Origin of the sequence: Thalassobaculum sp. OXR-137, from assembly GCF_034377285.1 — a bacterium.
Lineage (GTDB): Bacteria > Pseudomonadota > Alphaproteobacteria > Thalassobaculales > Thalassobaculaceae > Thalassobaculum.
Map to the genome: position 1 here is coordinate 4,791,174 of NZ_CP139715.1, position 22,143 is coordinate 4,813,316.

At 66.8% G+C, this 22,143-nt stretch carries 20 protein-coding genes and 1 tRNA gene; 8 read left to right on the top strand and 13 right to left on the bottom strand.

Annotated elements, in window-relative coordinates:
• Positions 1-19: 19 nt before the first annotated feature.
• The 3 genes from T8K17_RS22235 to glmU are packed head-to-tail and all read right to left on the bottom strand — an operon-like array spanning position 20 to position 4,062.
• Positions 20-877, bottom strand: coding sequence for an alpha/beta hydrolase (locus T8K17_RS22235; RefSeq protein ID WP_322331925.1), 858 nt, complete (start codon positions 875-877; stop codon positions 20-22).
• Positions 874-2,697, bottom strand: a complete 1,824-nt coding sequence (gene glmS, locus T8K17_RS22240) for a glutamine--fructose-6-phosphate transaminase (isomerizing) (RefSeq protein WP_416153148.1) — start codon at positions 2,695-2,697, stop codon at positions 874-876. Before glmS ends, T8K17_RS22235 begins: the two co-directional genes overlap by 4 nt.
• Before the next feature lie 3 nt (positions 2,698-2,700).
• Positions 2,701-4,062 carry a bifunctional UDP-N-acetylglucosamine diphosphorylase/glucosamine-1-phosphate N-acetyltransferase GlmU gene (gene glmU / locus T8K17_RS22245; RefSeq protein ID WP_322331927.1) on the bottom strand — a complete coding sequence of 454 codons (1,362 nt, stop codon included), beginning with the start codon at positions 4,060-4,062 and terminating at the stop codon, positions 2,701-2,703.
• A 161-nt stretch (positions 4,063-4,223) separates the two neighbouring features.
• Here glmU and T8K17_RS22250 point away from each other — a divergent pair, with 161 nt between their 5' ends.
• Both T8K17_RS22250 and T8K17_RS22255 read left to right on the top strand, forming a co-directional pair.
• A complete protein-coding gene (locus T8K17_RS22250; RefSeq protein ID WP_322331928.1) occupies positions 4,224-4,907 on the top strand; it encodes an HAD-IA family hydrolase in 684 nt (227 codons plus the stop codon).
• 98 nt (positions 4,908-5,005) lie between these two features.
• Positions 5,006-5,080, top strand: a tRNA-Val gene (locus T8K17_RS22255).
• 214 nt (positions 5,081-5,294) lie between these two features.
• Here T8K17_RS22255 and T8K17_RS22260 read toward each other — a convergent pair.
• The gene (locus T8K17_RS22260; protein WP_322331929.1) at positions 5,295-5,420 is read right to left on the bottom strand and encodes a hypothetical protein; all 126 of its coding nucleotides are present in this window, start codon (positions 5,418-5,420) and stop codon (positions 5,295-5,297) included.
• A gap of 218 nt (positions 5,421-5,638) precedes the next feature.
• On the bottom strand, positions 5,639-5,866 hold the full coding sequence (locus T8K17_RS22265) for a hypothetical protein (RefSeq protein WP_322331930.1): 228 nt from the start codon (positions 5,864-5,866) through the stop codon (positions 5,639-5,641).
• Between the two features lie 318 nt (positions 5,867-6,184).
• Between T8K17_RS22265 and T8K17_RS22270 the strand changes: the two genes are divergently transcribed.
• Positions 6,185-6,736: a biliverdin-producing heme oxygenase gene (locus tag T8K17_RS22270; RefSeq protein ID WP_322331931.1), complete on the top strand. Its 552-nt coding sequence runs from the start codon at positions 6,185-6,187 to the stop codon at positions 6,734-6,736.
• Positions 6,720-9,284, top strand: coding sequence for an HWE histidine kinase domain-containing protein (locus T8K17_RS22275; RefSeq protein ID WP_322331932.1), 2,565 nt, complete (start codon positions 6,720-6,722; stop codon positions 9,282-9,284). The genes T8K17_RS22270 and T8K17_RS22275 overlap by 17 nt, the downstream gene beginning before the upstream one ends.
• 81 nt (positions 9,285-9,365) lie before the next feature.
• On the opposite strand, the gene T8K17_RS22280 is transcribed toward T8K17_RS22275, so the two are convergent.
• Both T8K17_RS22280 and T8K17_RS22285 read right to left on the bottom strand, forming a co-directional pair.
• On the bottom strand, positions 9,366-10,133 hold the full coding sequence (locus T8K17_RS22280; RefSeq protein ID WP_322331933.1) for a response regulator: 768 nt from the start codon (positions 10,131-10,133) through the stop codon (positions 9,366-9,368).
• 289 nt (positions 10,134-10,422) lie between these two features.
• Positions 10,423-11,166 (bottom strand): ATP-binding cassette domain-containing protein, encoded by a 744-nt coding sequence (locus tag T8K17_RS22285; protein ID WP_322331934.1) that lies wholly within the window; start codon positions 11,164-11,166, stop codon positions 10,423-10,425.
• A 239-nt stretch (positions 11,167-11,405) separates the two neighbouring features.
• Between T8K17_RS22285 and T8K17_RS22290 the strand changes: the two genes are divergently transcribed.
• Entirely contained in the window at positions 11,406-12,605 is a 1,200-nt protein-coding gene (locus tag T8K17_RS22290; RefSeq protein ID WP_416153149.1) for an ROK family protein, read from the top strand.
• 67 nt (positions 12,606-12,672) lie between these two features.
• On the opposite strand, the gene T8K17_RS22295 is transcribed toward T8K17_RS22290, so the two are convergent.
• The 4 genes from T8K17_RS22295 to T8K17_RS22310 form a co-directional block, all read right to left on the bottom strand.
• Complete coding sequence (locus tag T8K17_RS22295; RefSeq protein WP_322331936.1) at positions 12,673-14,304, bottom strand: alpha-D-glucose phosphate-specific phosphoglucomutase; 1,632 nt, start codon at positions 14,302-14,304, stop codon at positions 12,673-12,675.
• Between the two features lie 126 nt (positions 14,305-14,430).
• Positions 14,431-15,162: a lysophospholipid acyltransferase family protein gene (locus T8K17_RS22300; protein WP_322331937.1), complete on the bottom strand. Its 732-nt coding sequence runs from the start codon at positions 15,160-15,162 to the stop codon at positions 14,431-14,433.
• A 347-nt stretch (positions 15,163-15,509) separates the two neighbouring features.
• Positions 15,510-16,403, bottom strand: a complete 894-nt coding sequence (locus tag T8K17_RS22305) for a D-Ala-D-Ala carboxypeptidase family metallohydrolase (RefSeq protein ID WP_322331938.1) — start codon at positions 16,401-16,403, stop codon at positions 15,510-15,512.
• Positions 16,403-18,283, bottom strand: coding sequence for a L,D-transpeptidase family protein (locus T8K17_RS22310; RefSeq protein WP_322331939.1), 1,881 nt, complete (start codon positions 18,281-18,283; stop codon positions 16,403-16,405). Before T8K17_RS22310 ends, T8K17_RS22305 begins: the two co-directional genes overlap by 1 nt.
• Positions 18,284-18,608: 325 nt before the next feature.
• Here T8K17_RS22310 and T8K17_RS22315 point away from each other — a divergent pair, with 325 nt between their 5' ends.
• Positions 18,609-18,764 (top strand): hypothetical protein, encoded by a 156-nt coding sequence (locus tag T8K17_RS22315; protein ID WP_322331940.1) that lies wholly within the window; start codon positions 18,609-18,611, stop codon positions 18,762-18,764.
• A 163-nt stretch (positions 18,765-18,927) separates the two neighbouring features.
• Positions 18,928-19,155 carry a hypothetical protein gene (locus tag T8K17_RS22320; protein WP_322331941.1) on the top strand — a complete coding sequence of 76 codons (228 nt, stop codon included), beginning with the start codon at positions 18,928-18,930 and terminating at the stop codon, positions 19,153-19,155.
• Positions 19,156-19,246: 91 nt separating this feature from the next.
• On the opposite strand, the gene T8K17_RS22325 is transcribed toward T8K17_RS22320, so the two are convergent.
• Together T8K17_RS22325 and T8K17_RS22330 are read right to left on the bottom strand one after the other, a co-directional pair.
• Positions 19,247-20,077, bottom strand: a complete 831-nt coding sequence (locus tag T8K17_RS22325) for a Crp/Fnr family transcriptional regulator (RefSeq protein WP_322331942.1) — start codon at positions 20,075-20,077, stop codon at positions 19,247-19,249.
• Between the two features lie 442 nt (positions 20,078-20,519).
• A complete protein-coding gene (locus T8K17_RS22330; RefSeq protein WP_322331943.1) occupies positions 20,520-21,455 on the bottom strand; it encodes an OmpA family protein in 936 nt (311 codons plus the stop codon).
• Between the two features lie 450 nt (positions 21,456-21,905).
• On the opposite strand from T8K17_RS22330, the gene T8K17_RS22335 reads away from it, so the two are divergent.
• Positions 21,906-22,079 (top strand): DUF1328 domain-containing protein, encoded by a 174-nt coding sequence (locus tag T8K17_RS22335; protein WP_028792861.1) that lies wholly within the window; start codon positions 21,906-21,908, stop codon positions 22,077-22,079.
• Positions 22,080-22,143 lie beyond the last annotated feature (64 nt).

A 22,143-nucleotide genomic window follows, 5' to 3' on the forward strand; every position in this document is an offset into this window, starting at 1 on the left:
CCGACCGTCGCCGGAGAAGTCACGATACCGACATGTCCTCGTGCCGAGGCTGCACGAACGCCGTGACCGCCTGCACCACCGGACGGGCCAGGAGCATCCGGGCGTGGCCGTACCGGTCGGTCAGCTCCAGCATGGCGTCCGGACGCGCGGCGGCGAGAGCCTCGGCGTCGGAGACCGGAACCTCGTCGTCGCCCTGGTCGTGAACCAGCAGCAGGCGTCGGGGCAGCCGCTCCGCCACCGCGAGCAAGTCGAACCTGTCGCCGTCGAAGCCGCGCCGGCGCAGCTCCGCCATCAGGTCGGCCTGGCGGGATTGCGGCTCGCCGGCCATCTCCAGCCAGCGCCGGGTCGCCGAGGCCAGGGTCACCGGAGAGGAGACCAGGGCGAGAGCTGGGATCTCGGCCGGCGGTCCAGCCAAGACGTCCGGTACGCAGGCGAGCCCAGCGGCCAGGCCGCCGAAGGAATAGCCGACCGCCGCCGCCGGCGGGGTCCCCTCGTAGGCCAGCGCGCGGCAGAGCAGCCGGAATGCGGCGGCCATGCGGGGCAGGCTGGCCGTGGTGCCGCCGCTTTCGCCGTGTCCCGGCGCATCGAAGGCGGCGCAGCGGATCCCGGCCGCCGTCAGGCCGCGGATCATGGCGGCGAAGTGGCTCGCCCGCGATCCCCAGCCATGCACGAGGACGACGCTGGGCCGGCCGTCGGCCGGCGCGGCCGGGTCCCAGCGGTAGGTCCTGACCTGATCGACCACGCCCTCCTGGACGCCGGAGACCGTCAGGAGACCCCGCGTCGCCTGGTCGCCCAGGGCCGTATCTCCGGGCCGTGTCGCCGGCGGCCCGGGAGTACACCAGCGCTCGAACAGGGCCTCCGCGTTCGCCTGGGTCACTCCACCGTCACGCTCTTGGCGAGGTTGCGCGGCTGGTCCGCGTCGGTCCCCTTCTCCACCGCCGCCAGATAGGCCAGGAGCTGGACCGGAATGGAGTACAGGATCGGGGCCACCTCGGGCGCGATGTCCGGCAGCACGACCACTTCGTCGGCCGCCTCTCCCAGCGCCCTGGCCCCGGCAGCGTCGGTCAGCAGGATCACCCGCCCACCCCGGGCCCGGACCTCCGCCATGTTGGAGGCGGTCTTGTCGAACCAGCCATCGCTTGGGGCCACGATCACCACCGGCACATTGTCTTCGATCAGCGCGATCGGGCCGTGCTTCATCTCGCCGGCGGCGTAGCCCTCGGCATGGACATAGGTGATTTCCTTGAGCTTCAGCGCGCCTTCCAGCGCGATCGGGTAGGACAGGCCGCGGCCGAGATAGAGAACGTCGCGCGCCCGTGACAGGCCGTGGGCGATCGACTGGTAGCGCGACACGTCCTTCAGCACCGCAGCTACCCGGCTCGGCACGCCTTCCAGGGCCGAGACCAGGCGCCGCTTCTCGGCCTCGTCGATATGGCCTCGCGCAAATCCGAGCGCGATGGCGAGACCGAGGAACGCGGTGAGCTGGGCGGTGAAGGCCTTGGTCGAGGCGACGCCGAATTCGGGACCGGCGCGGGTCAGCAGCACGCCGTCCGCCTCCCGGGCGATGGTGCTCTCGGGCACGTTGACCAGAGCCAGCACCTTCTGTCCAAGAGTCCGGGCGTGACGCAGGGCCATCAGCGTATCGAGGCTCTCGCCGGACTGGGACACCGCAATGGCCACGCCCCCGGCCGGCAGCACCGGCTTGCGGTCGCGGAATTCGGAGGCCAGTTCAACCTCGCAGGCGATGCCGGCGATGCTCTCCAGCCAGTAGCGCGCCGTCAGGCCCGCGTAGAAGCTGGTACCGGCGGCCAGAATAGTGATCTTGGCGACGCTCGCCGCGTCGGCCAGCGGGCCCGGCAGCGTGGCTTCGCCGGTCCCGGGGTCGATCACCGCGTGCAGGGTATGGGCGATCGCCTCCGGCTGGTCGTGTATCTCCTTCTCCATGAAGTGCCGGAAATTGCCCTTGCCGACCATGGCGGCGGAAACGGTGGAGACCTGCTCTGTGCGTTCGACCGGCGTGCCGTCGCCGATAAAGACCGACACACCGGAGCGGCGAAGCACCGCCCAGTCGCCGTCCTGAAGATAGACGATGCGCCGGGTCAGCGGCGCCAGGGCGACCGCATCGGAGCCCACATAGGCGGCCCCGTCGCCGATGCCGATCGCCAGCGGCGAGGCACGGCGGGCGGCCAGCATCAGGTCCTCCTCGCCGGCGATCAGCACGACGAAGGCGAAGGCGCCGGTCAGCCGCGGCATCACCCGGGCCATGGCCTCCTGCGGGGTGGCCCCACCGGAAATCTCCCGGTCCAGCAGGTGCGCGACCACCTCGGTGTCGGTGGCGCTCTCGAAGACCGCGCCCTCGGCCTTCAATTCGGCACGCAGGACGGCGTGGTTCTCGATGATGCCGTTATGGACGACGGCGACCCGACCGGCGACATGCGGATGGGCGTTCTCCAGATTGGGCGGCCCGTGGGTCGCCCACCGGGTGTGGCCGATGCCCGACACGCCCTTCAGCGGCTCGCGCTCCAGCACCTCCTGCAAGGCGGACAGCTTCCCCGGCGCGCGCCGACGGCTCAGGGTATCGCCCGTCACCGTCGCCACCCCGGCCGAGTCGTAGCCGCGATATTCCAGCCGCCGCAGGGCGTCCATCATCAACGGCACCGCCGGTTCACCCGACAGCACTCCCACGATCCCGCACATGCCTCAGCCTTTCGTCTTCTTCTTCGCACTATTGCGCTGGCGCAGGCGTTCGCCCCCGCCGGGAATGGTCTTGGTCTCGCCGCGTACGACCACCAGATCGTCGCCGGCCACGTTCCGGGTGACGGTCGAGCCGGCCCCGATCACCGCGCCGTCGCCAACCGTCACCGGGGCGACCAGAGCGGTGTTCGAGCCGATGAAGGACCGGGCGCCGATATCGGTGCGGTGCTTGTTGATGCCGTCGTAATTGCAGGTGATGGTGCCGGCCCCGATATTGGCGCCGGCGCCGACCCGGGCGTCGCCGATATAGCTCAGGTGGTTGGCCTTGGCGCCGGTCTCGATCTCGGCGTTCTTCACTTCCACGAAGTTGCCGATATGGGCCTGCGCGCCGATCCGCGCGCCGGGCCGCAGCCGGGCATAGGGACCGACCAGGGCGCCGGGTCCCACATGGGCGCCTTCCAGATGGCTGAAGGCGCGGATCTCCGCCCCCTCCTCGACCACGACCTTGGAGCCGAACACCACATGCGGGCCGACCGTCACGTCGGCGGCCAGCCGGGTGTCGTGGCACAGGAAAACCGTCTCCGGCGCGGTCATCGTCACGCCGCCCTCCAGTGCCGCCGCCCGCAGGCGGACCTGCATCGCCGCCTCCGCCCGGGCGAGGCCGGCGCGGGAATCCACACCCTGGGTCTCCAGCGGATCGCAGGTGACCACCGTGCAGCGCCGCCCGCCCCGATGCGCCAGGCCCACCAGATCCGTCAGATAGAACTCGCCCTTGGCATTGCCGTTGTCGATCCGCCGAAGCAGGTCGAACAGGATCGACGCGTCGATCGCCATCACGCCGCCGTTGCACAGGCCGATGGCCAGCACCTCGGGACTGGCATCGCGCGCCTCGACGATGTGTTCGAGAGAGTTGTCGGCGCCGAGCAGCAGCCGGCCGTATAGGCCGGGATCCTCGGGCTCGAAGCCGAGGACGACGACGGCCGGGTCGTCGTGCGCCGCGCGCGCCGCCACCAGATGGGCCAGCGTCTCGGGCGTGATCAGCGGCGTGTCGCCGAAACAGATCAGAACCGTGCCGCCATCCGCGCACCAGGCCTCAAGCGCGGGTCCGGCGGCAAGAGCGGCATGTCCGGTTCCCAGCGGCGTCTCCTGGATGACGACCTCGGCCCGGTCGCCAACCGCCTGCCGCACGGCATCGTGCGCCGGGGCGGTGACGACCACCATCGGGTCCGCGCCGCTGGCGGCGACCGCATCCAGCACCCAGCCGATCATCGGCTTGCCGGCCACCTGGTGGAGGACCTTCGGCAGCGCCGACTTCATTCGCGTCCCCATGCCTGCGGACAGGATCACGGCGGCGACTCGCTGCTTCATCGGCGATAGGCTCCCTCTCAATGTCCATCGCGGCACCGGGCGATCTGCCGCGGGTCCGCGCCGGGCAAAATGCCACCGGGCAGGCCCATTGACGAACACACGTTTTGCAACGGAGTGTAACACCCTCCAGCCCTTGCGATGCGTAACACTCCCGGATCCCCATGTCGCTTCCGCCAAACGCCGCCGCGGTCGTCTTCGATCTCGACGGCACCCTCATCGACAGTGCCGACGATCTCGGCGCCGCCGCCAACCGCCTTCTCGCCAGCGAGGGCCGGCGGCCGCTGACCCCCCAGGAGGTGCGCCGCTTCATCGGCGACGGCAGCCGTGTCTTCGTGGATCGGACCTGGGCCGCCACCGGCACCCCGGCCGACGGCTCGGACGGTGCCCAGGGCCTCGACTCGCTCGTGGCCCGGTTCATCGCCGAGTATCAGAGCGACGTGGCCGGGCATACCCGCGCCTATCCGGACGCGGTGGAAACCGTCGCCAGGCTGAAATCGGCCGGGCTTGCCGTCGCGGTCTGCACGAACAAGCCGCAACGGCCGGCGGAACTGGTGCTGGAAGCGCTGGGATTCGCGCCGCATATCGACGCAGTAGCCGGCGGCGACCGCTTCGCCCATCGCAAGCCGGACCCGCGCCACCTGCTCGACACCCTGGCTCTGCTGGGCGTCGGATCGGACAGGGCGGTGATGGTCGGGGACAACGAGCACGACATGGCCGTCGCCCACGGGGCCGGGACCGGCGCCGTGCTGGTCAGCTACGGCTATGCCCGCCTGCCCCTGGCCGAGATCGAGGCCGATGCCCGGATCGACAGCCTGGCCGCGCTCCCGGCCCTGCTCGGCTTGTAGGGGAAGAAAGACACGGGACACCGAATGTGCCGCAGGGGGCGTTGAGTGATTGACAAGGCCGCCCGCTGCCCGTAGATACCGGCGTCCCGATACGGACCGGGCGCGTAGCTCAGCGGGAGAGCACTGCCTTCACACGGCAGGGGTCACAGGTTCAATCCCTGTCGCGCCCACCATTCCCCTCCAGAACGATAAATCGACAGGCAGCCTTAGAGATCTAGGCTGCACCGGGGCGGTCCGACACGCTTATGTCGGGCTCCTGGCGTGGCGAGATGGAGCCGCCGGTCGGCTCGCGGCTTCTTCGGGAGACCCTCCCGGCCAGGCCGGCTGTCCGCGCGGCCCGGGCCCGGGATCGGGTCTTCAGACGGGTCGACGACCCGCCGTGGTGAGTCAGGCGTTCCAGACCGCCACCACGCTGAGTGCGGCGACCGCGATGGCGAAGGAAATCGTCAAGACAACTAGGACCGGGCGGCCGCGGCGGGCCTGGCGGGCTTCGGTCGGGGTGAGCTTCGTCATGGGAGGCTCCTTTCCTCTCCGTTGCAAACAAATCAACCCCCTACAAGGTAGGGCGCCGGTCGCTTCTGTCGACCCCGGACCGCCGGGAAGGGCGCTTCCGCCCGCGCGGACACGCGCAGTCCCCGGCGCGACCGAGCTGAGCTGCGGGCATCATCGTCACGTTTCGTGGAGAGGGGTCTGGGAGGCTGCGGCGCCGATCGCGGCGGCCTCCCGCAGGGCTAAATGGCGCGGAAATCCGTAGAGCGGATGCGATCGGTCAGATCGATCTCTTCTTCCAACACGGTCTCGCTCATCAGCATGCCACGACGGATGAGTTCGCGAATTGCGGCCGCAAGACTCGGCATGCGATGGCGGTAGCGCCAGTCGTCGATCGAATCCAGCTCATCCCTATCAAGCATGATCTGCAGACGAACATTCCGGAGGCCGGATTGGTCCGAGGCAGGCATCTTCTGTTTCTCCGAAATCAGGCTCGGTACCAAGCCGCGCCGAGCAATCGTATCAACGCTACAGAGCGGCGCGTTAGTCAATAGCGACTACATACTACCGCCTACGAAACACTGATGATTCCCGGTCCAACGGCACTTGTCGGACCTTCCGCCAAAGCCGATCCGCGACTACTGTGGCATTGAATCATGAGCTTGGATTATGACGGCTGCTATCGGCGGCAGGCAGATCTCGATCCGCCGCCCCGGAAACCGACAATCGACCGCCGATCGGTCGGCCCATCGACCGGTACGTGACCGGGTTCCAATAGAGGCCTGCGCATGAGACTGAGAGACCATCTCAGACGGGAGACCAGGGCTCTGCATCAGCGGACGGAAGCCCTGCTGCAGCACCTGGACATCCGGACTCGCGCGGGGCTGGACAGCTTCCTGCTGGTTCACCATGCGGTGGTCATGCCGATGGAGCGCCGTCTGGCGGCCTCGGACATGACCCGGCGCTGGCCCTTCCGGCTGACCGACCTGCTGGTGGAGGACCTGGAGGAACGGGCGCTGAAGCCGACCGCGGGGGTGCCCGCCGCCCGGTTCGAGGACGCGGATCCCGTCGGCCTCAGCTACGTGCTGGGCGGATCGAGGTTGGGGTCCCGCGTTCTGCTTAAGCGCCTGGCCGGCGCCTGCCCGGCGCCCCGATATCTGAGCCGCGCGCCGGACGACGAGATCTGGCCCTGGACGCTGTCGCTCCTGAATTCGCCGGAGGCGGCAGCAGCCCCCCGGGAGGACGTCCTACAGGGCGCCGAGATCGCTTTCGCCAGTTTCGCCGACGCCGTATCCCTCGTGGAGGCGCCCAAGGAGACCATCCATGCCCTCGCCGTCTGAACTCCCGCCGGGCATCGACCTGTCGCAATGCGAGCGCGAACCGATCCACAAGCTGGGACGGGTCCAGTTCTTCGGCTTCCTGATCGCGGTGTCCCCCGACTGGACCATCACCCAGGTCTCGGAGAACATCGGCACCTATCTCGGCCTGGAGCCGGTCGACCTGATCGGGCTCGACCTCAACTCGGTGCTGAACCGGGAAGCGATCCACAACATCCGCACGCGCATGCAGATGCTGCAGGACGAAGACACGGTGGAGCGTCTGTTCCGCATTCGGATCCTCGACAACCTGCAGCGCGATTTCGACATCTCGCTCCACGTCAACGGCGCCACCACGATCCTGGAATTCGAGCCGAATTCGGACGTGCAGCAGGACTACACTGCCTATGTGCAGCCGATGATCAACCGGGTCTCCAAACCGCAGACGGTGAAGGAGGCCTGCGAATCCGCGGCGAAGGCGGTGCGCGCCCTGACCGGCTTCGACCGGGTGATGGTCTATCGCCTCCATGACGACGAGTCCGGGGAAGTGGTCGCCGAGGTCCGCAATCCCGGATCGACCAGCTACCTGGGGCTGCGCTATCCGGCCTCGGACATTCCGCCCCAGGCCCGCCGGATGTATCTGCGCAGCACCCTGCGCATCGTCTCCGACATTCAGGCGCCGACCGCGGCGATCGTCCCCGAGAACGATCCCGCCACCGGCGAGCCGCTGGACCTCTCCCTGTCCAGCCTGCGTGCGGTCTCGCCGGTCCATCTCGAGTACCTGGCGAATATGGGCGTGCAGGCCTCCATGTCCGTGTCGATCGTCATGCACGGCAAGCTGTGGGGCTTGATCGCCTGCCACCACAACAGCCCGCGCGTGCTGAGCTTCCAGGCCCGCTCGGCGACCCAGATGTTCGGGCAGCTCTTCGCGCTGATCCTGGAGAAGAAGGACAACGAGGCCAGCAACCGCGACCGGGAGCGTGCCCAGGCGCTGCACGACGCGCTGATGGCCCGCCTGGCCACGGGCTCCTCCATCAGCCGCCAGTTCCAGGAATTGGCAGAGATGATCGCCACCGTCATTCCCTGCGACGGGATGATCGGCTGGACGGAAGGCGCCTATATCGGGTTCGGGGAGGTGCCGACCCATGACGAGTTCGTCGCCCTGCTGCCGTTCCTGACCTCCGTCGCCTCCGGCCGGATCTACGCGACCCACGACCTGCCGGCGGCGTTGCCCGAGGGCGTGCCGGTGCCGTCGACCGCCGCCGGCCTGCTGGCGATCCCGGTCTCCCGGTCCACGCGCGATTTCATCGTTCTGGTGCGCCGCGAGGTCGCCAAGACCATCGAGTGGGCCGGCGCGCCCGACAAGGCGGTGATCAAGCGCGACGGCGAGGACAGGCTGAGTCCCCGCACCAGTTTCGAAGCGTGGCAGGAAATCGTTCGCGGGCAATCCGCCCTGTGGACCGACAGCGATATCCGGACCGCGGAATCCCTTCGGGTGACCCTCACCGAGGTCATCCTGAAGATGTCGGAGACCGCGCTGGCGGAGCGCACCGCCGCCAACGAGCGTCAGGAGATCCTGATTGCCGAGTTGAACCACCGGGTCCGCAACATCTTCAACGTTATCCGGGGGATCTGGTCGCAGAGCTCGGCGTCGAGCGGCACCATCACCGGGCTTACCGAGACCGTCGGCGGCCGGATCCAGGCCCTCGCCCGGGCCTACGACCAGGTCACCGAGGTGGACTGGCGTCCGGCCTCCCTGTGGCGCCTTCTGGCCACCGAACTGGCCGCCTACTCCGGCAAGAACGGCCAGCGCCTCGACCTGCGGGGCGACGACGCGCTGCTGCTGCCCAACGCCGTTTCCGCGATCTCGCTGGTGATCCACGAACTGACGACGAACTCGATCAAGTACGGCGCGCTGAGCTCCCCCGCTGGCTGGATCGCGGTGACCTCGACGCAGGCAGCGTCGGGCGATCTTACCGTCGAGTGGCGCGAGCTGGGCGGCCCGCAGGTCTCGGCGCCGGAGCGGATCGGCTTCGGCACCACCATCATCGAACAGTCGGTTCCACACGAACTCGGCGGCACGACCACCGTCCGTTTCGTGGCCGAAGGGCTGGAGGTCGACATCACCGTCCCGGCGCGGTTCGTGGCCGGCATGGTCAAGACGCCCCCGCCGGTCCCCGGCCGCGAGCAGGAGCCGGCACCGACGAAGCAGACGGCCAGCGGCTCCGCCCTGCTGCTGGAGGACAACCTGATCATCGCGCTGGCTTCCGAGGAGATGCTGCGCAACGTCGGGGCGGATCACGTCTGGATCTGCTCCACCGTCGACCAGGCCCTGCGGGTGATCGAGACCAGCGACATCGATTTCGCCGTGCTCGACGTCAATCTGGGCGACCGGAACGCGGGCGACGTGGCGCGGGAACTGAGCCGGCGCGGCATCCCCTTCATGTTCGTCACCGGCTACGGCGAGAAGTCTCCGTTGAAGCAGACCTACCCGCACGCGCCCGTCCTGCAGAAGCCGTTCGCCGAGGAACGCCTGTCCTCGGCCCTGGCACAGCTCGAGCTGCGGCGCTGAAGGGCTGGTGCTGAATCAAAAGTCCCGGCCGCGAGGGGCCGGGACGGTAGATCCGTAGTCCAGGATCACAGCGGATCGGCCTCAGCCGATCTCCCGCTCGGCCTCCGCGTCGATCACCGATCCCAGCCGGTCGCGGGCCGCAACCGTGTAGCCGAGGGCCGCACGGATCGCTTCCGGCTTGAACGGCTTGGCCACGATCACCGACGGCTCCTCGTCCATTCCGGTGAGCACTTCGTCGGGATAGGCGGTGACGTAGATCGTCGCGAATTCGCCATCCGCCCGGAGCTTCTCGATGGCCTGAAGCCCCGTATCGCCATTCTCCAGCATCTGGTCGGTCACGATCAGCTCCGGCCAATTCTGGCGGCAGATCTTTATCGCGTCGGTCTCGTTGGCGGCAATCCCGATCACCGAAAGCCCGGTCTCGCCGATGATGTCGGACAGGTCCTGGGCAATCAGGCCGTGATCCTCCAGGATCAGCACCGGAAGCGGCGGCAGGTTGCGGGTCAGCTCCCGCCCCTCCTCCAAGGCGGCCACCGCCTCCTCAGGCGACAGATTCAGCAGCTCGGCGCCTTCGTCGACGGAGAAGCCGACAAAGTCGCAGAGCAGCAGCATCTGCTCGGGAGCCGGGGGAAGATTCGGAACGAAGGTCCGCAGGCGATCATCGGTGAACGGCGCGGAATCGCCGGACTTCTTCGTGTCGCCGTCCTCGCTCTGGGAGGCCCAATCGCGGAAGAAGTCCTTGAAGACCTGAAACTTGGCGGAGGCCGTCGCGGTTCCGCTCAGGACCTCATCGGTCTCGGCGCTGGCGTAGGTCAGCCGCAGCCATTCCTCGGCCCAGACGGTATCCACGTTCAAAGCGCGCAGAAACCGCCGAAGCGGGCGCACGCTCTGATGATTAAGCCATTTTCGCATAACAACCATACCCGATCACGCGACGACGCGCGTTTGAACGTCCGAATGAAGAAGACCAAGATAACGCCGATTCGGCAATCGGGTTCTCGGTTTTCCGGGGATTTCGACCCTAAGTTTCGCTGAGTATGCAAGATTTAAGACAACGATATCGAGGCCAAATCTCTACATGGTAGAAACCATGAAGCTCCGTTAACCATATTGCCCGAATCGCGCTCGAAGCGACAGATCAGGCTGCGCGCTCGATCGCACCGGTGATCAGTCCGGTGATCTCCTCCGGCGACGATTGGGAGGCCGGCTTGTCGGTCACCAGCGTTCCCCGCCGCAGGACCGCGACCCGGTCCGCCACGGCAAATACGTCGGGCATTCGGTGGCTGATCAGAACGACCGCGATGCCCTGGTCCCGAAGCCGACGGATGAGATCGAGCACCTCCGCCACCTGGCGCACGCTAATGGCCGCGGTCGGTTCGTCCATGAGCACGATTTTCGGGTTCGACAGGCGGGTCCGCGCGATCGCCACCGCCTGACGCTGGCCGCCCGACATGCGCCGGACCAGGTCGTAGGGCCGGGTTTCGGATTTGAGCTCTTCGAACAGCTCTCCCGCGCGGGCAAACATGGCCCGATTGTCCAACACGCGGATCGGTCCGACCCCACGGGTCAGTTCGCGCCCGAGGAACACGTTGGCCGCGGCCGTCAGGTTGTCGCAGAGCGCCAGATCCTGGTAGACGACCTCCACCCCGGCGTCCCGTGCCGCCCGCGGATTATGGAATTCCGCCGGCTCTCCGCCGACCAGGACCTGTCCGGCCGACGGCCTGAAATTGCCGGAGATGATCTTCACCAGCGTGGACTTGCCCGCCCCGTTATCGCCCATCAGGCCGACGATCTGACCCGGCTCCACCGCCAGGGATATGTCCGACAGGGCCTGAATGGCGCCGAACCGCTTCGACACGCCGCGAAGCTCGAGAACCGACATGAAACCCTCCCCTCCGCGGCCCTTTTTCGCCCGGGCCGTCGACATTTGTTCATATCATCAACTTATTTTAGAACAATCGGACGTCTGGAGCGACAAAATCTAATCACGTCAGCTTGACCGGCCCAGGTTTCAGCCGAATAATTTCACGCAAGAACCATAAATCGACCGGCGGCAAGAGGTCGCGTTATCCTGTCGGCGCGGCGGCGGGGCATTCTGGGGAAGCGGCTGGGCTGATCGTCTTGGAAAAGGATAACAGTCGAACACGAATCCTGAGGCTGCTGCGCCGCCATGGCGCGATGCCCCGGGTCGAGCTGGTGCGCCGGACGGGGCTGAGTGCTGCGGCGGTGTCGACCATCACCTCCGACCTGATCGCCAACGGCGTCCTGCTGGAAGCGGCGGAAGAACCGGCGGCCGGCAGTCCGCGCGGACGCCCGCCGGTGAACCTGGTCTTCAACCCCGGATTCGGCCGCGTTGCCGCCGCCTCGATCCGGATGGACGTGATCGACGCGGTGATCGCCGATTTCCAGGGCAACATCCTCGCCCGCGAGCTGATCCCCTGCACCACCCGCGACCTGAAGGGCGACGAGGCCGCCCATGCCTGTGGTGACGCCATCGAAAGAGTGGCCGCCACCGTACCCGGCGTGCCGCCGAGCGCCCTCGGCATCGCCTTCCAGGGGATCGTCGATCCGGTCGCCGGCCGTCAGGTCTGGAGCCCGATCCTGGCGATCCGCGACACCGACGTGGTCACCCCGCTAGCCGGCCGGTTCGATGTCCCCGTGGTGATCGAGAACGACGCCGCAGCCACGGCGCTGGCGGTGACATCCCGCGACAGCCGGCTGCAGGAAGGGCTGGTCGCCGTCCTGATGATCGGACACGGCGTCGGCATGGGCCTGCTGCGCGATGGCGGCCCCTTCGCCGGGACCCACGGCTTCTCCTCCGAGATCGGCCATGTTCGGCGGCAGCCGGCGGGGGCCCAGTGCCGCTGCGGCCAGCGCGGCTGTATCGAGGCATATCTGGCGGATTACGCCCTGTATCGCGACGCCCGCTCCATCGCCAACCTGCCGATCGCCAACCACCAACAGCCGAGCGAGGATCAGATGATGGTGCTGGTCCGCCGGGCCGAGGACGGGGATGCCGGGCTGCAGCGCCTGTTCGACGAGGCCGGCACCAGCCTGTCCGACGCGGTGCGCACAGTGGCCTCGGTGCTCGCTCCCCATCGGATCGCCATCGCCGGGTCGGGGATGCGCGGATATCACCTGATGCAGGCGAGCTTCGAGGCGGGACTGCGGGATTCGCTGAACCCGTCCTACGACCCGCTGTCGCGGATCGTCATCGCCGAGGGCAGCGTCGAACTCATCGTGGAGGGCATGGTGCAACTCGCCCTCCAGCGGATGGACGCCGAGCTGGCGAACGGCCTTCCGGCGCGGGCGGCGGGGTGACCTCACCTGTTCAGCACTCCCCCGGACTGAATCCGGAGAGTGAGAAAATAAGGAGGCCGTGGAGTCGCTAGGTCCGGACGTCGGGCTCGGCGCGGCCGAGGCGCTCGGCGATGCCGGCGAGTGCCTCCACCGCCGCGATCACCTGGGCCAGGGCCTGTTGCGGGTCGTCGCCCTGCTTCGCTGGATCCGGCTCGTAACGCTCCAGATAGACCCGCAGGGTCGCGCCGACCGTGCCGGTCCCCGACAGCCGCAGCACCGCGCGGGCGGCATCGCCGAAGACGATGCGGATGCCCTGCTTGGAGGCGGTCGAGCCGTCCACCGGGTCAGTATAGGCGAAATCGTCCGCCTCGGTGACCGTCAGGCCTTCCACGGTCTTGCCCGGCAGGCCCGCCAGGACGTCGCGCAGGTCGTCCATCAACGTCTCGGCGGCGGCCTTGTCGACTTCCTCGTAGTCGTGGCGCGAGTAGTAGTCGCGGCCGTATGTCGCCCAGTGTTCGGCCATCGCGTCGGCCACGGACATCTTCTTCGCCGCCAGCACGTTGAGCCACAGCAGCACCGCCCACAGCCCGTCCTTCTCACGGACATGGTTGGAGCCGGTGCCCGCACTCTCCTCGCCGCAGATCGTCACCCGGCCGGCGTCCAGCAGCGTGCCGAAGAACTTCCAGCCGGTCGGCGTGGCGAAGGCCTCCACCCCCAGCTTCTCGGCCACCCGGTCGGCCGCCCGCGAGGTCGGCATGGAGCGCGCCACGCCGGCGATCCCGCCGGCATAACCCGGTGCCAGATGCGCGTTGGCCGCCAGCACGGCGAGGCTGTCCGACGGCGTCACATAGGTGTTGCGGCCGACGATCATGTTGCGGTCGCCGTCGCCGTCCGAGGCGGCGCCGAAATCCGGGGCGTCGGCGGAGAACATCTCCTCCATCAGCGCCGCCGCATAGACCGGGTTCGGGTCCGGGTGACCGCCGCCGAAATCCGGCAGCGGCGTTCCGTTGATCACCGTTCCGGCCGGTGCGCCGAGCTCGCCTTCGAGAATCGCCGTCGCATAGGGCCCGGTGACGGCATGCATGGCGTCGAACCGCATGCGGAACCCGGACGCGAACAGGGCGCGGATCGCGTCGAAGTCGAACAGCGAGCGCATCAGATCGGCATAGATCGCGACCGGGTCGATCACCTCGACCGCCATGTCGCCGAGCGCGCTCTCTCCGTCGCGGGACAGGTCGATATCCGCGGCGTCGAGGATGCGGTACTCGGAGATCTCTGCCGTGCGGGCGTGGATCGCCCCGGTGATGCTTTCCGGCGCCGGGCCGCCGGCGGGAATGTTGTACTTGATGCCGAAATCGCCGTCCTCGCCGCCGGGATTGTGGCTCGCGGACAGGATCAGACCGCCATCGGTCTTGCGGTTGCGGATCACCGCCGAGGCCGCCGGCGTGGACAACAGGCCGTCCCGGCCGACCACCACCCGTGCGGCCCCATTGGCCGCTGCCATCTTCAGGATCGTCTGGATCGCCTGTCTGTTGAAGTAGCGGCCATCGCCGCCCAGCGTCAGCGTCTTACCGGTCAGCGGACCCACCGTGTCGAAGACCGACTGGACGAAATTCTCCAGGTAGTGCGGCTGCATGAAGACCGTGGTCTTGGCGCGCAGCCCCGAGGTGCCCGGCTTCTGTCCGTCGAACGGGGTGGTCGCGATCGTCTTCACGGTCATCAGGGTCTCCGTCGGTTCCCGGTATCGCCGGCGGCCGCATCCATCGCGGCCGGGCGCGAAGCCCCAAGATGCCATAAGCCGGCCCGAGAACCGACCGTCCCCGCGGAAATATTATTCCCCGCCGTCTCAGGCCGTCTTCGGCTCGGACTCGGACCACGCCGCGAGCTTGCCCTCGATGAACGACACCACCTGCTCCTGGGCGCCGCGGCTGTCGGCGCCGATGTCGATGGGCTTGCCGATGGCGAAACGGACGGGCCGCTTGGGGATGATCCAGCCGATATCCTGGAGCAGACGTCCCTCGCTCCACGCGGTGGTCTGCAGGGCGATCGGCACGATGGGCACGCCCGCCGCCCGGGCCAGTCGGACGCCGATGGTGTTGAAGCCCTTGCGGTCGAAGGCCTCGGTCCGATGGGCCTGCGGGAAGACGATGACGGACTTGCCGGAGGCCAGGCGCTTGCCGCCCTCGCCCAGCACCTGGCGGAGATCCGCCTTGGGATCCTTCCGGTCGACCACGATGGGGTCGAAGGCCTTCAACACGGGACCGAAGACGGGATAGCCCACGAGGCTGGACTTCACCACGAACGTACAGGGGGCGGCCTGGCTGAGGATGGACGGAAGAATCTGGGTCTCCAGCGCGCTCATGTGGTTGGCGGCGAACACATAGGGTCCACCGCTCCAGTCCGTCTCCTCCAGGCCGGATACCTCGAAGCGGACGCCCACGGCCTCCAGGGACCGGCGCAGCGCATGGCTGCCTTCGACCAGACGGGCGTTGGTCAGCCGCCCGCGCCGGGCCTGATACGCGGCCGACCCGATATGGGCGGCTGCCTGGGCGTAGAACATCACCGACGGCAAGAACACGCGAAACACAGCTTCCCCCAATCTGGGTAGAGAAACGATAGCGTTACCGGACGAGGAACGCCCAACGATACATCGGCGCTGCGCTGAAACCGCACGGTTCTTCAGATCCCGACCATCGAGATACATCAAGATTGCGGCGGCAATCATGGCAATTGGGACCATGCCGTCCCGCCGCAGGCGAACGCTTATATTCTGCGACGAGGGTTCGATCATTCCTGGGCGTCAGTGTCGAGCAGAAAGATCGCCCGGCAGCTCAAGTCCGGCGACCGGGAGCGGACGGCTTCTCTCCAACCGACACAGGCCGCGCGCCCATCGATCGGTTCCGGCCCGGCGCTTCCGACAGACACTTACCGTCCCCAGCGCGCCTTGCTGCCGCGACCGTCGCTATGCAGGAAGGGGCCGTGGACGGCGTTGGCCGCATACGACCCGAGCCCGCCGGGCTCAACGTCCGGCCTGGCGGCGAACAGACGCTCGGCGAAGTCGTAGAGGAAATCGGCATCGGCCTTCGTAACCGCGCCGTCGCCGTTCAGGTCGTCCATGACTCCGTCCCGCGGATCCACGTCCACATAAATGTCCGAGGCATCGCCGTACATGTGGCGAGACAGACGGGCCGAGCCGATGGCGGCGTTGTAATAGGGTGTGCGGAATCCGCTCATCACGAAGAAGTTCTTCGCCTTGGTGACCCCTTCCTTGCGCAGGCCCGCCAGCAACACCTCAAGGCGATGGACATTCGCACCGCCCACGAGCAGGAACTTCGGAAAATGGCCGGGCTGCTGCTTGCAGATGAACTGACCGATCCTGAAAGACGGGGAGATCCGGATGTTCAGATCGTTCCGACCGAGGCGGATGAACCCCTTCGGCGTGTTCCGCGGATAGCGGCCAATCCGATAGCCTTCCAGATAGCCGCGGTCATCGATGCTGGCGGACGGCACCAGAACGAACAGGGCGACCTGCTGAACCGTCTCGCCCGTCTTGTCGACCACCCGAAGCGAATGGTGGCCGGGCGCTTCCGGAGCTACCCAGCGCCTCCCGACCGGCTCGCCGTCTACCGACGCCGTATAACCTTTAGGAACGTCGAGACGAACCGTGTGGCCCGGCATCACCAGCCGGTGCCAGATCCGATGAGGGGGCGCGTCGCCGTTCAATCGGACGGCGCGGCCTTCCGCTACGGCCGGAGTGCTGCCGGCCATGATCAGGCCGAACAGCACCGCCGCACATACTAAATTCCAAGCAAACCGCATCAATCAGCCGGCTTCGGTCCCATGCTGTCGAGGGCGACGCTCGCCGTGGTCTGGATCTCCGGCGGGGCATAACGCTCGACGAAATGAATCTGATCGTCGCGCTTGTAAATGTCCCGCCAGAAATTCGGAACCCCTTCATCGTCCACCGTGACGGTCACATACGTCAGATGGACCGGGATCGGCGCCCCGAAGCGGATGTGCCGGTTCTCGCCGGACGCGACCGCCCGCCGGATCTGCGCCTCGCTTGCCCGCGTATCGTGGGAGGCGAGCCAGTTCGCCATGGCCACCGGGCGCTCGAGGCGCACACAGCCCGAACTGAAGGCCCGGCTGGCCCGCTTGAACAGCGATGTGCTCGGCGTTCCGTGGAGATAGACCGAATGGCGGTTCGGGAAGATGATCTTCAACTCGCCCAGCGCGTTCGAGGAACCCGGGTTCTGGACCAGGCGATACCGGTTGACCGCGCCCGGATCGCGCCAGTTCACCGCAGAGGAACTGACCTGCAGGCCGGTGCTCCGCTCATAGACGGTGAAACCCTTGCGGTCGGCATAGGTGGCATCTTCGATGAGCTTCGGCAGCTTGTCCCGGCGGGCGATGCTCACCGGCACGTACCATTTCGGATTGGCCACCGTGTATTCGATCTGGTCGGAGAAGATCGGCGTCTCGCGGGACGGCATGCCGACGACGGTCTTCATCCGGATTTCCCGACGGCCCGCGTTCCAGCCCTCGGCCGTGAAGGACGGGATATTGGCCCAGACATAGCGCTCGCCGAGCGCCCCCTGGCTGCGCCACTGCTCCATCGCCCGCACGATCCGACCGACCTTGGACTCGACGCTCTCGTTGAGCGCGGCGAGGGTCATCGGGCCGACCACCCCGTCCGGCTCGAGCCCGTGACGGGACTGGAAGTCCTTCAGGGTCGCCACCAGAGGCGCATCCAACTCGGTCGGATCGGCCATCAGGTCGGCCGCCCGTTCGGCGATCGCGCCATCCTCCGCCGCGCCGTCCTTCAGGGCCACCTCGACAAGAGGACGGCCGCTGTCGGTCGGAGTGGGCGCAGGGTCGTCCCGGTCCGCCTCGGTCTCCCAGGCAATCGCATAGCCTTCGGCCTGCAAGCGGGCCCGCAGCTGGGGGATGCGGGAATCATGGTCGCCCTCGCGGACCAGATCGCCGTCGGGAATGGCGTACCACCCGCCGCGGCTTTGGATATCGATGTATTGGTGCAGCGCCTTCTTGAGACCCTTGTACTGGGCGCTCTCCGGTTCGAACGGGGTCAGCGTGCCGATCGCGTCACCCTCGCCTGCGCGCCGAAGCGCGGTTGTCAGCAGAGAGCGCGCCGGCTGATTGGCGAGAGACGCAACCGCGGCACCCTCGTCCTCCAATCCGCCGCTCACCGCCGCGGCAATGCGCAGCCAGATCGCCGTCAGCTCAATGTCGGCCCGGGCGCGATCCGCATCGCTCGGAGCGTCGAAGCGCCGCTCGACCACTTGGGCAACCGCCTCACCGCCATCCGGGTCCACCGGAAGACCGTATGCCAGAAGGTTCTCGTTCAGCCGGATCAGCGACTCCGCCCCCGCCTTCGACCAGATCGGCTGGAAGAGGTCCTGGGCATAGGCCATGCGGCCCGCCTGAACGGCACTGTCGCCGATATCCGCGCTGAGGCCGGTTTCCAGGAAGCCCTGCATCACCAGGCGTTCGATATCGCCGGTCAGATCTCCGCCCGCGGGATCGCCCAGCATTTCCGCCAGGGGCAGGGCCGCCACGTCGGTCTCCGACGGCACGGCCAGGGAGACCGGCATGGCATGCTGCCCGGCTGCGGACGACACGGTCATGAGCAGGGACGATCCGGCGACAAGTCCGGCCAAGAGGGATCTGGAATAGAGCATTCTTCGATTCTCCGTTGGCATCTCTGACCGCCGCGGTCGGTCGATCCGTTCCCGCAGCACGACAATGAAATCTGCCTGGGTAACGGCATCGCGACGCGATGGTTCCGGTATGAGGGAGTCTCTCTGCCGGCGGAGGTCCCCTGGCGGCGTCCGCCCCGCGGCGCGCACAGGTATAAAGAAAGTGCTCCCGCCGCGGCCGCCGCGGAGCACTTGGCGCCCCGCGTTCGACATCGGACAATTATTTATGGGAACCGACCCCGACCAAGTCCGTTATCCCACCGAACACACGAGGTCTTGCTGAAGACATCAAGAATGGAGGTTAGTCATGAAGAAGATCGTTTGGGCCAGTCTGCTTGCTGGTTTTCTCTCCCTCGGCCTGTCCGCCTGCTACGACCAGGACGGCCCGATGGAACAGATGGGCGAGGCCGCCGATGAGGCGGTGAACGACACCAAGCGCGCCGTTAAGGACGCTGCCGACTAAGCCCACTCTCCTTCCCCGCGTCTTTTGCTCAGCCGCCGTGCCCCAACACGGCGGCTGACGCATTTTCGGCGGCGAATAATTTTTCGGAAGCAAGGGATATGCGGGAACCGCCGTTCGGACGAAGCGTTCCCCTGCAAGAATGCAACAGCTAGGAGATAGAGCCATGCGTAAGCTTGCTACCGCTGCCCTGGTTACCGCCGGCCTCACCCTGAGCGCCTGCTCGGGCATGAACAGCACCCAGCAGAGCACCCTGTCCGGCGGCGCCATCGGCGCCGGCGTCGGCGCGGCCGGTGCCGCGGTGACGGGCGGCTGTCTGGCATGCGGTGCAGCGATCGGCGGCGCCGTCGGCGCCGGCACCGGCTATATCATCGACGAGTCGAAGAAGGACTGAGCCTGGCGCGGCAGCACGCGGGCCGCACAGGATACCGACGTCCCGAGGGGCGTGCGGCAGGAATAGGGGAAGGGACGCAGGTCTCTTCCCCTTATTTTTTGTCTTCCGGAAAATGCAGATAATCGTCGGAGAATTCGCTGATCTCGCGCAGACGCTCGAGATCCAGCAGACGCACGGAGTTCCGCTCCATGGCGATCAGTCCGCCGCGCACCAGATCGCGCAGGACCCGGTTGGTGTGGATCATGCTGATGCCGAGAGAGTCCGCCAGATCCTCCTGCGTGAGCGGGAGCTGAAACTGCTCCCCTGGCCGCACAAGGTCGACAACCTGCAGCCGGCGGTGGATCTCGCAGAGCAGATGCGCCGCCCGCTGACGGGCGCTGCGCCGGCCGAGCGACAGCAGACGCTCCGATACCACCCCCTCCTCCTGCGCCGCCGTCCAGGCCAGCGCCACGGCCAGCTGCGGCTGATTGTTCAGCAGATCAGAGAACGGTCGGATCGGGATCGAAAACGCGTCGATCGCCGTGTGGGCCTGGATATGGACCTCGGCCTTGTCGAACAGCGCCGCGTTGAAGCACAGGATGTCGCCCGGAATGGCAAAATTGATGATCTGCCGCGCGCCGTTGCTGGTCAGCTTGGACCGCGTCGCCCAGCCGTCGACGATCAGGTAGACGGACCGAAAATCCTGACCCGGCTGGACGATATAATCGCCTTTGGCGAACCGCGCCTTGTCCGTGCACACCACCGAGAACGCCGACCGCATGACGTCGTTGACAGCGATCATCCCGGACAATTTACGGAACAGGTATTCGGTCATGATATTCAACTGCTTGCCCGCTTTGTCGGTGACCATGGCGTTGTGCCCTATGGAATAAAGCCCTTTCGAAAAGCGCCTATACATTAACCCATGATGAAGATCTGGCACCTAAATACAGGTACTAAGTCTGTATGGACGATCAAATCTGGACTGACTTGAGACGAACTGGCCCCACGCCGGAAGGATCAGATAATACTATGACGGAAGGGATACAAACTCGCGGCAAACGCACTGAACGTCTGCAGATCATGCTCAACGACGACGAATTGGGCGAAATCGAAGATTGGCGATTCATACACCGGGTCAACTCCCGGTCAAGCGCCATTCGTATGCTCATCAGGCTCGGCCTGGATGCATCCAAGCAAGGCGTGAAACCTGCAGAGGAACTCCCTTTGGGTCGGCCCAAGGCCTGATTCGCCGCTGCGACGCATCGGGCGCCGCAGGAGCCGCCGTTCAGAACTCGCTGTTCAGCGAATGACACGACAAAGCCCCCGCCGTCGCCGGCGGGGGCTTCGCTTTATGGGCAGGCCGAAATGTCGGTCGCCAGCGCCTACTGCGTCAGCGCCGCAGATTGGTCGATCATCTTCGTCACCTGACCGCGGGCGATGATCTCGACCCGGCGGTTACGCGGTTCGCGGACACCGTCGGCGGTCGGCACCGCCAAATCGGATTCGCCCTCGGCTTCGATCTCCAGGTCCCTGTAGTCGCCGACGGTCATGCCCTGGCGCTCCAGCGCGGCCCGCACCGAGGCGGCCCGATCCTTCGACAGGTTGACGTTGTAGTCCTGCGGGCCCGTCGTATCGGCGTGGCCGGCGATGTACAGCGTAACCACCGGCTGGATCTTCTTCATCTCGCCGACGAAGCTGTCGATCTTGGCCTGGGCCTGTCCGGTCAAGGTCGACTTGTCGAACTCGAAATACACCGTCTCCCGGGCGATCTCGTCCTGCACCACGGCCACGGCCGGGGCCGGCTCCGGCGCCACCGCAAGCTTCAGATCGGCCAGCGCCGTCACATAGGCATCGCGGCAGGCCGCGATATGCGCCGGCTGATGGCCCTCTTCCTGCTGCTCGACCCAGCAATCGTACTTCGCTTGGGCGACGGCCGCCTCGTGCGGCGCACTGCTGCGCGCGCCGTTGTCGAGGATTCTGAGCAGTTCGGCCCGGGCCAATTCCAGTTCGCGCAGATGCTCCGTACTCTCGATGTCCCACTCCGCCGGCGTATAGGGCAGCGGCGTCTTGCCGTTGGCGGCCATGTTGCCCTTGGTGGCGTGGTTCTCGGCATCGATCCAGTCGTACATCTCGTCCGCCTCGAACAGGGCGATCTTCTTGTACTCCTGAGCCAGTTGCTCGTTGAACGAGGTACCGGTCGGCGTCCGGTCCCGGATCTCGGCGACGTCGTTGAAGATAAGGCCGGCCGTCGCGGGCGTGCTGATCAGCGCAGCCAGCACGAATGGCGTCGACCTGCGAAGAAGGGTTTTCATAGTCATGCGTGTCTCCTGTTTCTGAGATGGAAACAGGACCCGCCTCAACGGCTGCGCCCTATGCGCCCTCCGATGAACGATATCGGGTCCCGCATGGCACGATCGGTATGGGTTCCAACCGCCCCCATGTCCCGACAACGGCTCACCCAAACGGCAGTTCCAAAATCGGTCGATCCTTTCGACGAGCGGCGCCGTCTGTCCCTGGCCCCAAGCCGGGCGACACGGTGGGAAGACTCGGCCGAACGGGCTCGCCCGCGACCCGGCGCGGTGTGTCGCGTTTATATAATGCAGAAGCCCGCAACCGTGCCGTCCGGCGGGGCGGATGCCGGCACATCGGCACATTTTTTGTCGGTCCTTTTGCGGAACCGTTCATTTGAACAGGCGTTTACCGGTCACAACAACTCAATGCGTTGGATCCGTTCGGTCGCCAGCGCTGACTGAAAAATGGAGACGAAAATGCTTGGTTGGAGTCTGATGTTTCTCGTGCTGGCGATCATTGCCGGCGTGTTCGGTTTCGGCGGCGTCGCGGCCGCTTCCGCGGATATCGCGCAGATCCTCTTCGTGGTCTTCCTCGTGCTGCTGGTGATCAGCGCCGTGGCCGGCGCCATCCGCGGCCGCCGACCCATGTGACGCTCACCTGCGAGACACTGCTACAACGACGATGCCCAGCTCGCAGAGCTGGGCATCGGTCTTT

What these genes read in the sequence shown, in the direction of transcription:
- T8K17_RS22335 (WP_028792861.1), top strand. Translation starts at nt 21,906, where the DNA reads ATGCTTGGTTGGAGTCTGATGTTTCTCGTGCTGGCGATCATTGCCGGC.
- T8K17_RS22270 (WP_322331931.1), top strand. Translation starts at nt 6,185, where the DNA reads ATGAGACTGAGAGACCATCTCAGACGGGAGACCAGGGCTCTGCATCAG.
- T8K17_RS22310 (WP_322331939.1), bottom strand. Translation starts at nt 18,283, where the DNA reads ATGCTCTATTCCAGATCCCTCTTGGCCGGACTTGTCGCCGGATCGTCC.
- T8K17_RS22315 (WP_322331940.1), top strand. Translation starts at nt 18,609, where the DNA reads ATGAAGAAGATCGTTTGGGCCAGTCTGCTTGCTGGTTTTCTCTCCCTC.
- glmU (WP_322331927.1), bottom strand. Translation starts at nt 4,062, where the DNA reads ATGAAGCAGCGAGTCGCCGCCGTGATCCTGTCCGCAGGCATGGGGACG.
- T8K17_RS22330 (WP_322331943.1), bottom strand. Translation starts at nt 21,455, where the DNA reads ATGACTATGAAAACCCTTCTTCGCAGGTCGACGCCATTCGTGCTGGCT.
- T8K17_RS22275 (WP_322331932.1), top strand. Translation starts at nt 6,720, where the DNA reads ATGCCCTCGCCGTCTGAACTCCCGCCGGGCATCGACCTGTCGCAATGC.
- T8K17_RS22305 (WP_322331938.1), bottom strand. Translation starts at nt 16,403, where the DNA reads ATGCGGTTTGCTTGGAATTTAGTATGTGCGGCGGTGCTGTTCGGCCTG.
- glmS (WP_416153148.1), bottom strand. Translation starts at nt 2,697, where the DNA reads ATGTGCGGGATCGTGGGAGTGCTGTCGGGTGAACCGGCGGTGCCGTTG.
- T8K17_RS22250 (WP_322331928.1), top strand. Translation starts at nt 4,224, where the DNA reads ATGTCGCTTCCGCCAAACGCCGCCGCGGTCGTCTTCGATCTCGACGGC.
- T8K17_RS22260 (WP_322331929.1), bottom strand. Translation starts at nt 5,420, where the DNA reads ATGACGAAGCTCACCCCGACCGAAGCCCGCCAGGCCCGCCGCGGCCGC.
- T8K17_RS22320 (WP_322331941.1), top strand. Translation starts at nt 18,928, where the DNA reads ATGCGTAAGCTTGCTACCGCTGCCCTGGTTACCGCCGGCCTCACCCTG.
- T8K17_RS22295 (WP_322331936.1), bottom strand. Translation starts at nt 14,304, where the DNA reads ATGACCGTGAAGACGATCGCGACCACCCCGTTCGACGGACAGAAGCCG.
- T8K17_RS22265 (WP_322331930.1), bottom strand. Translation starts at nt 5,866, where the DNA reads ATGCCTGCCTCGGACCAATCCGGCCTCCGGAATGTTCGTCTGCAGATC.
- T8K17_RS22285 (WP_322331934.1), bottom strand. Translation starts at nt 11,166, where the DNA reads ATGTCGGTTCTCGAGCTTCGCGGCGTGTCGAAGCGGTTCGGCGCCATT.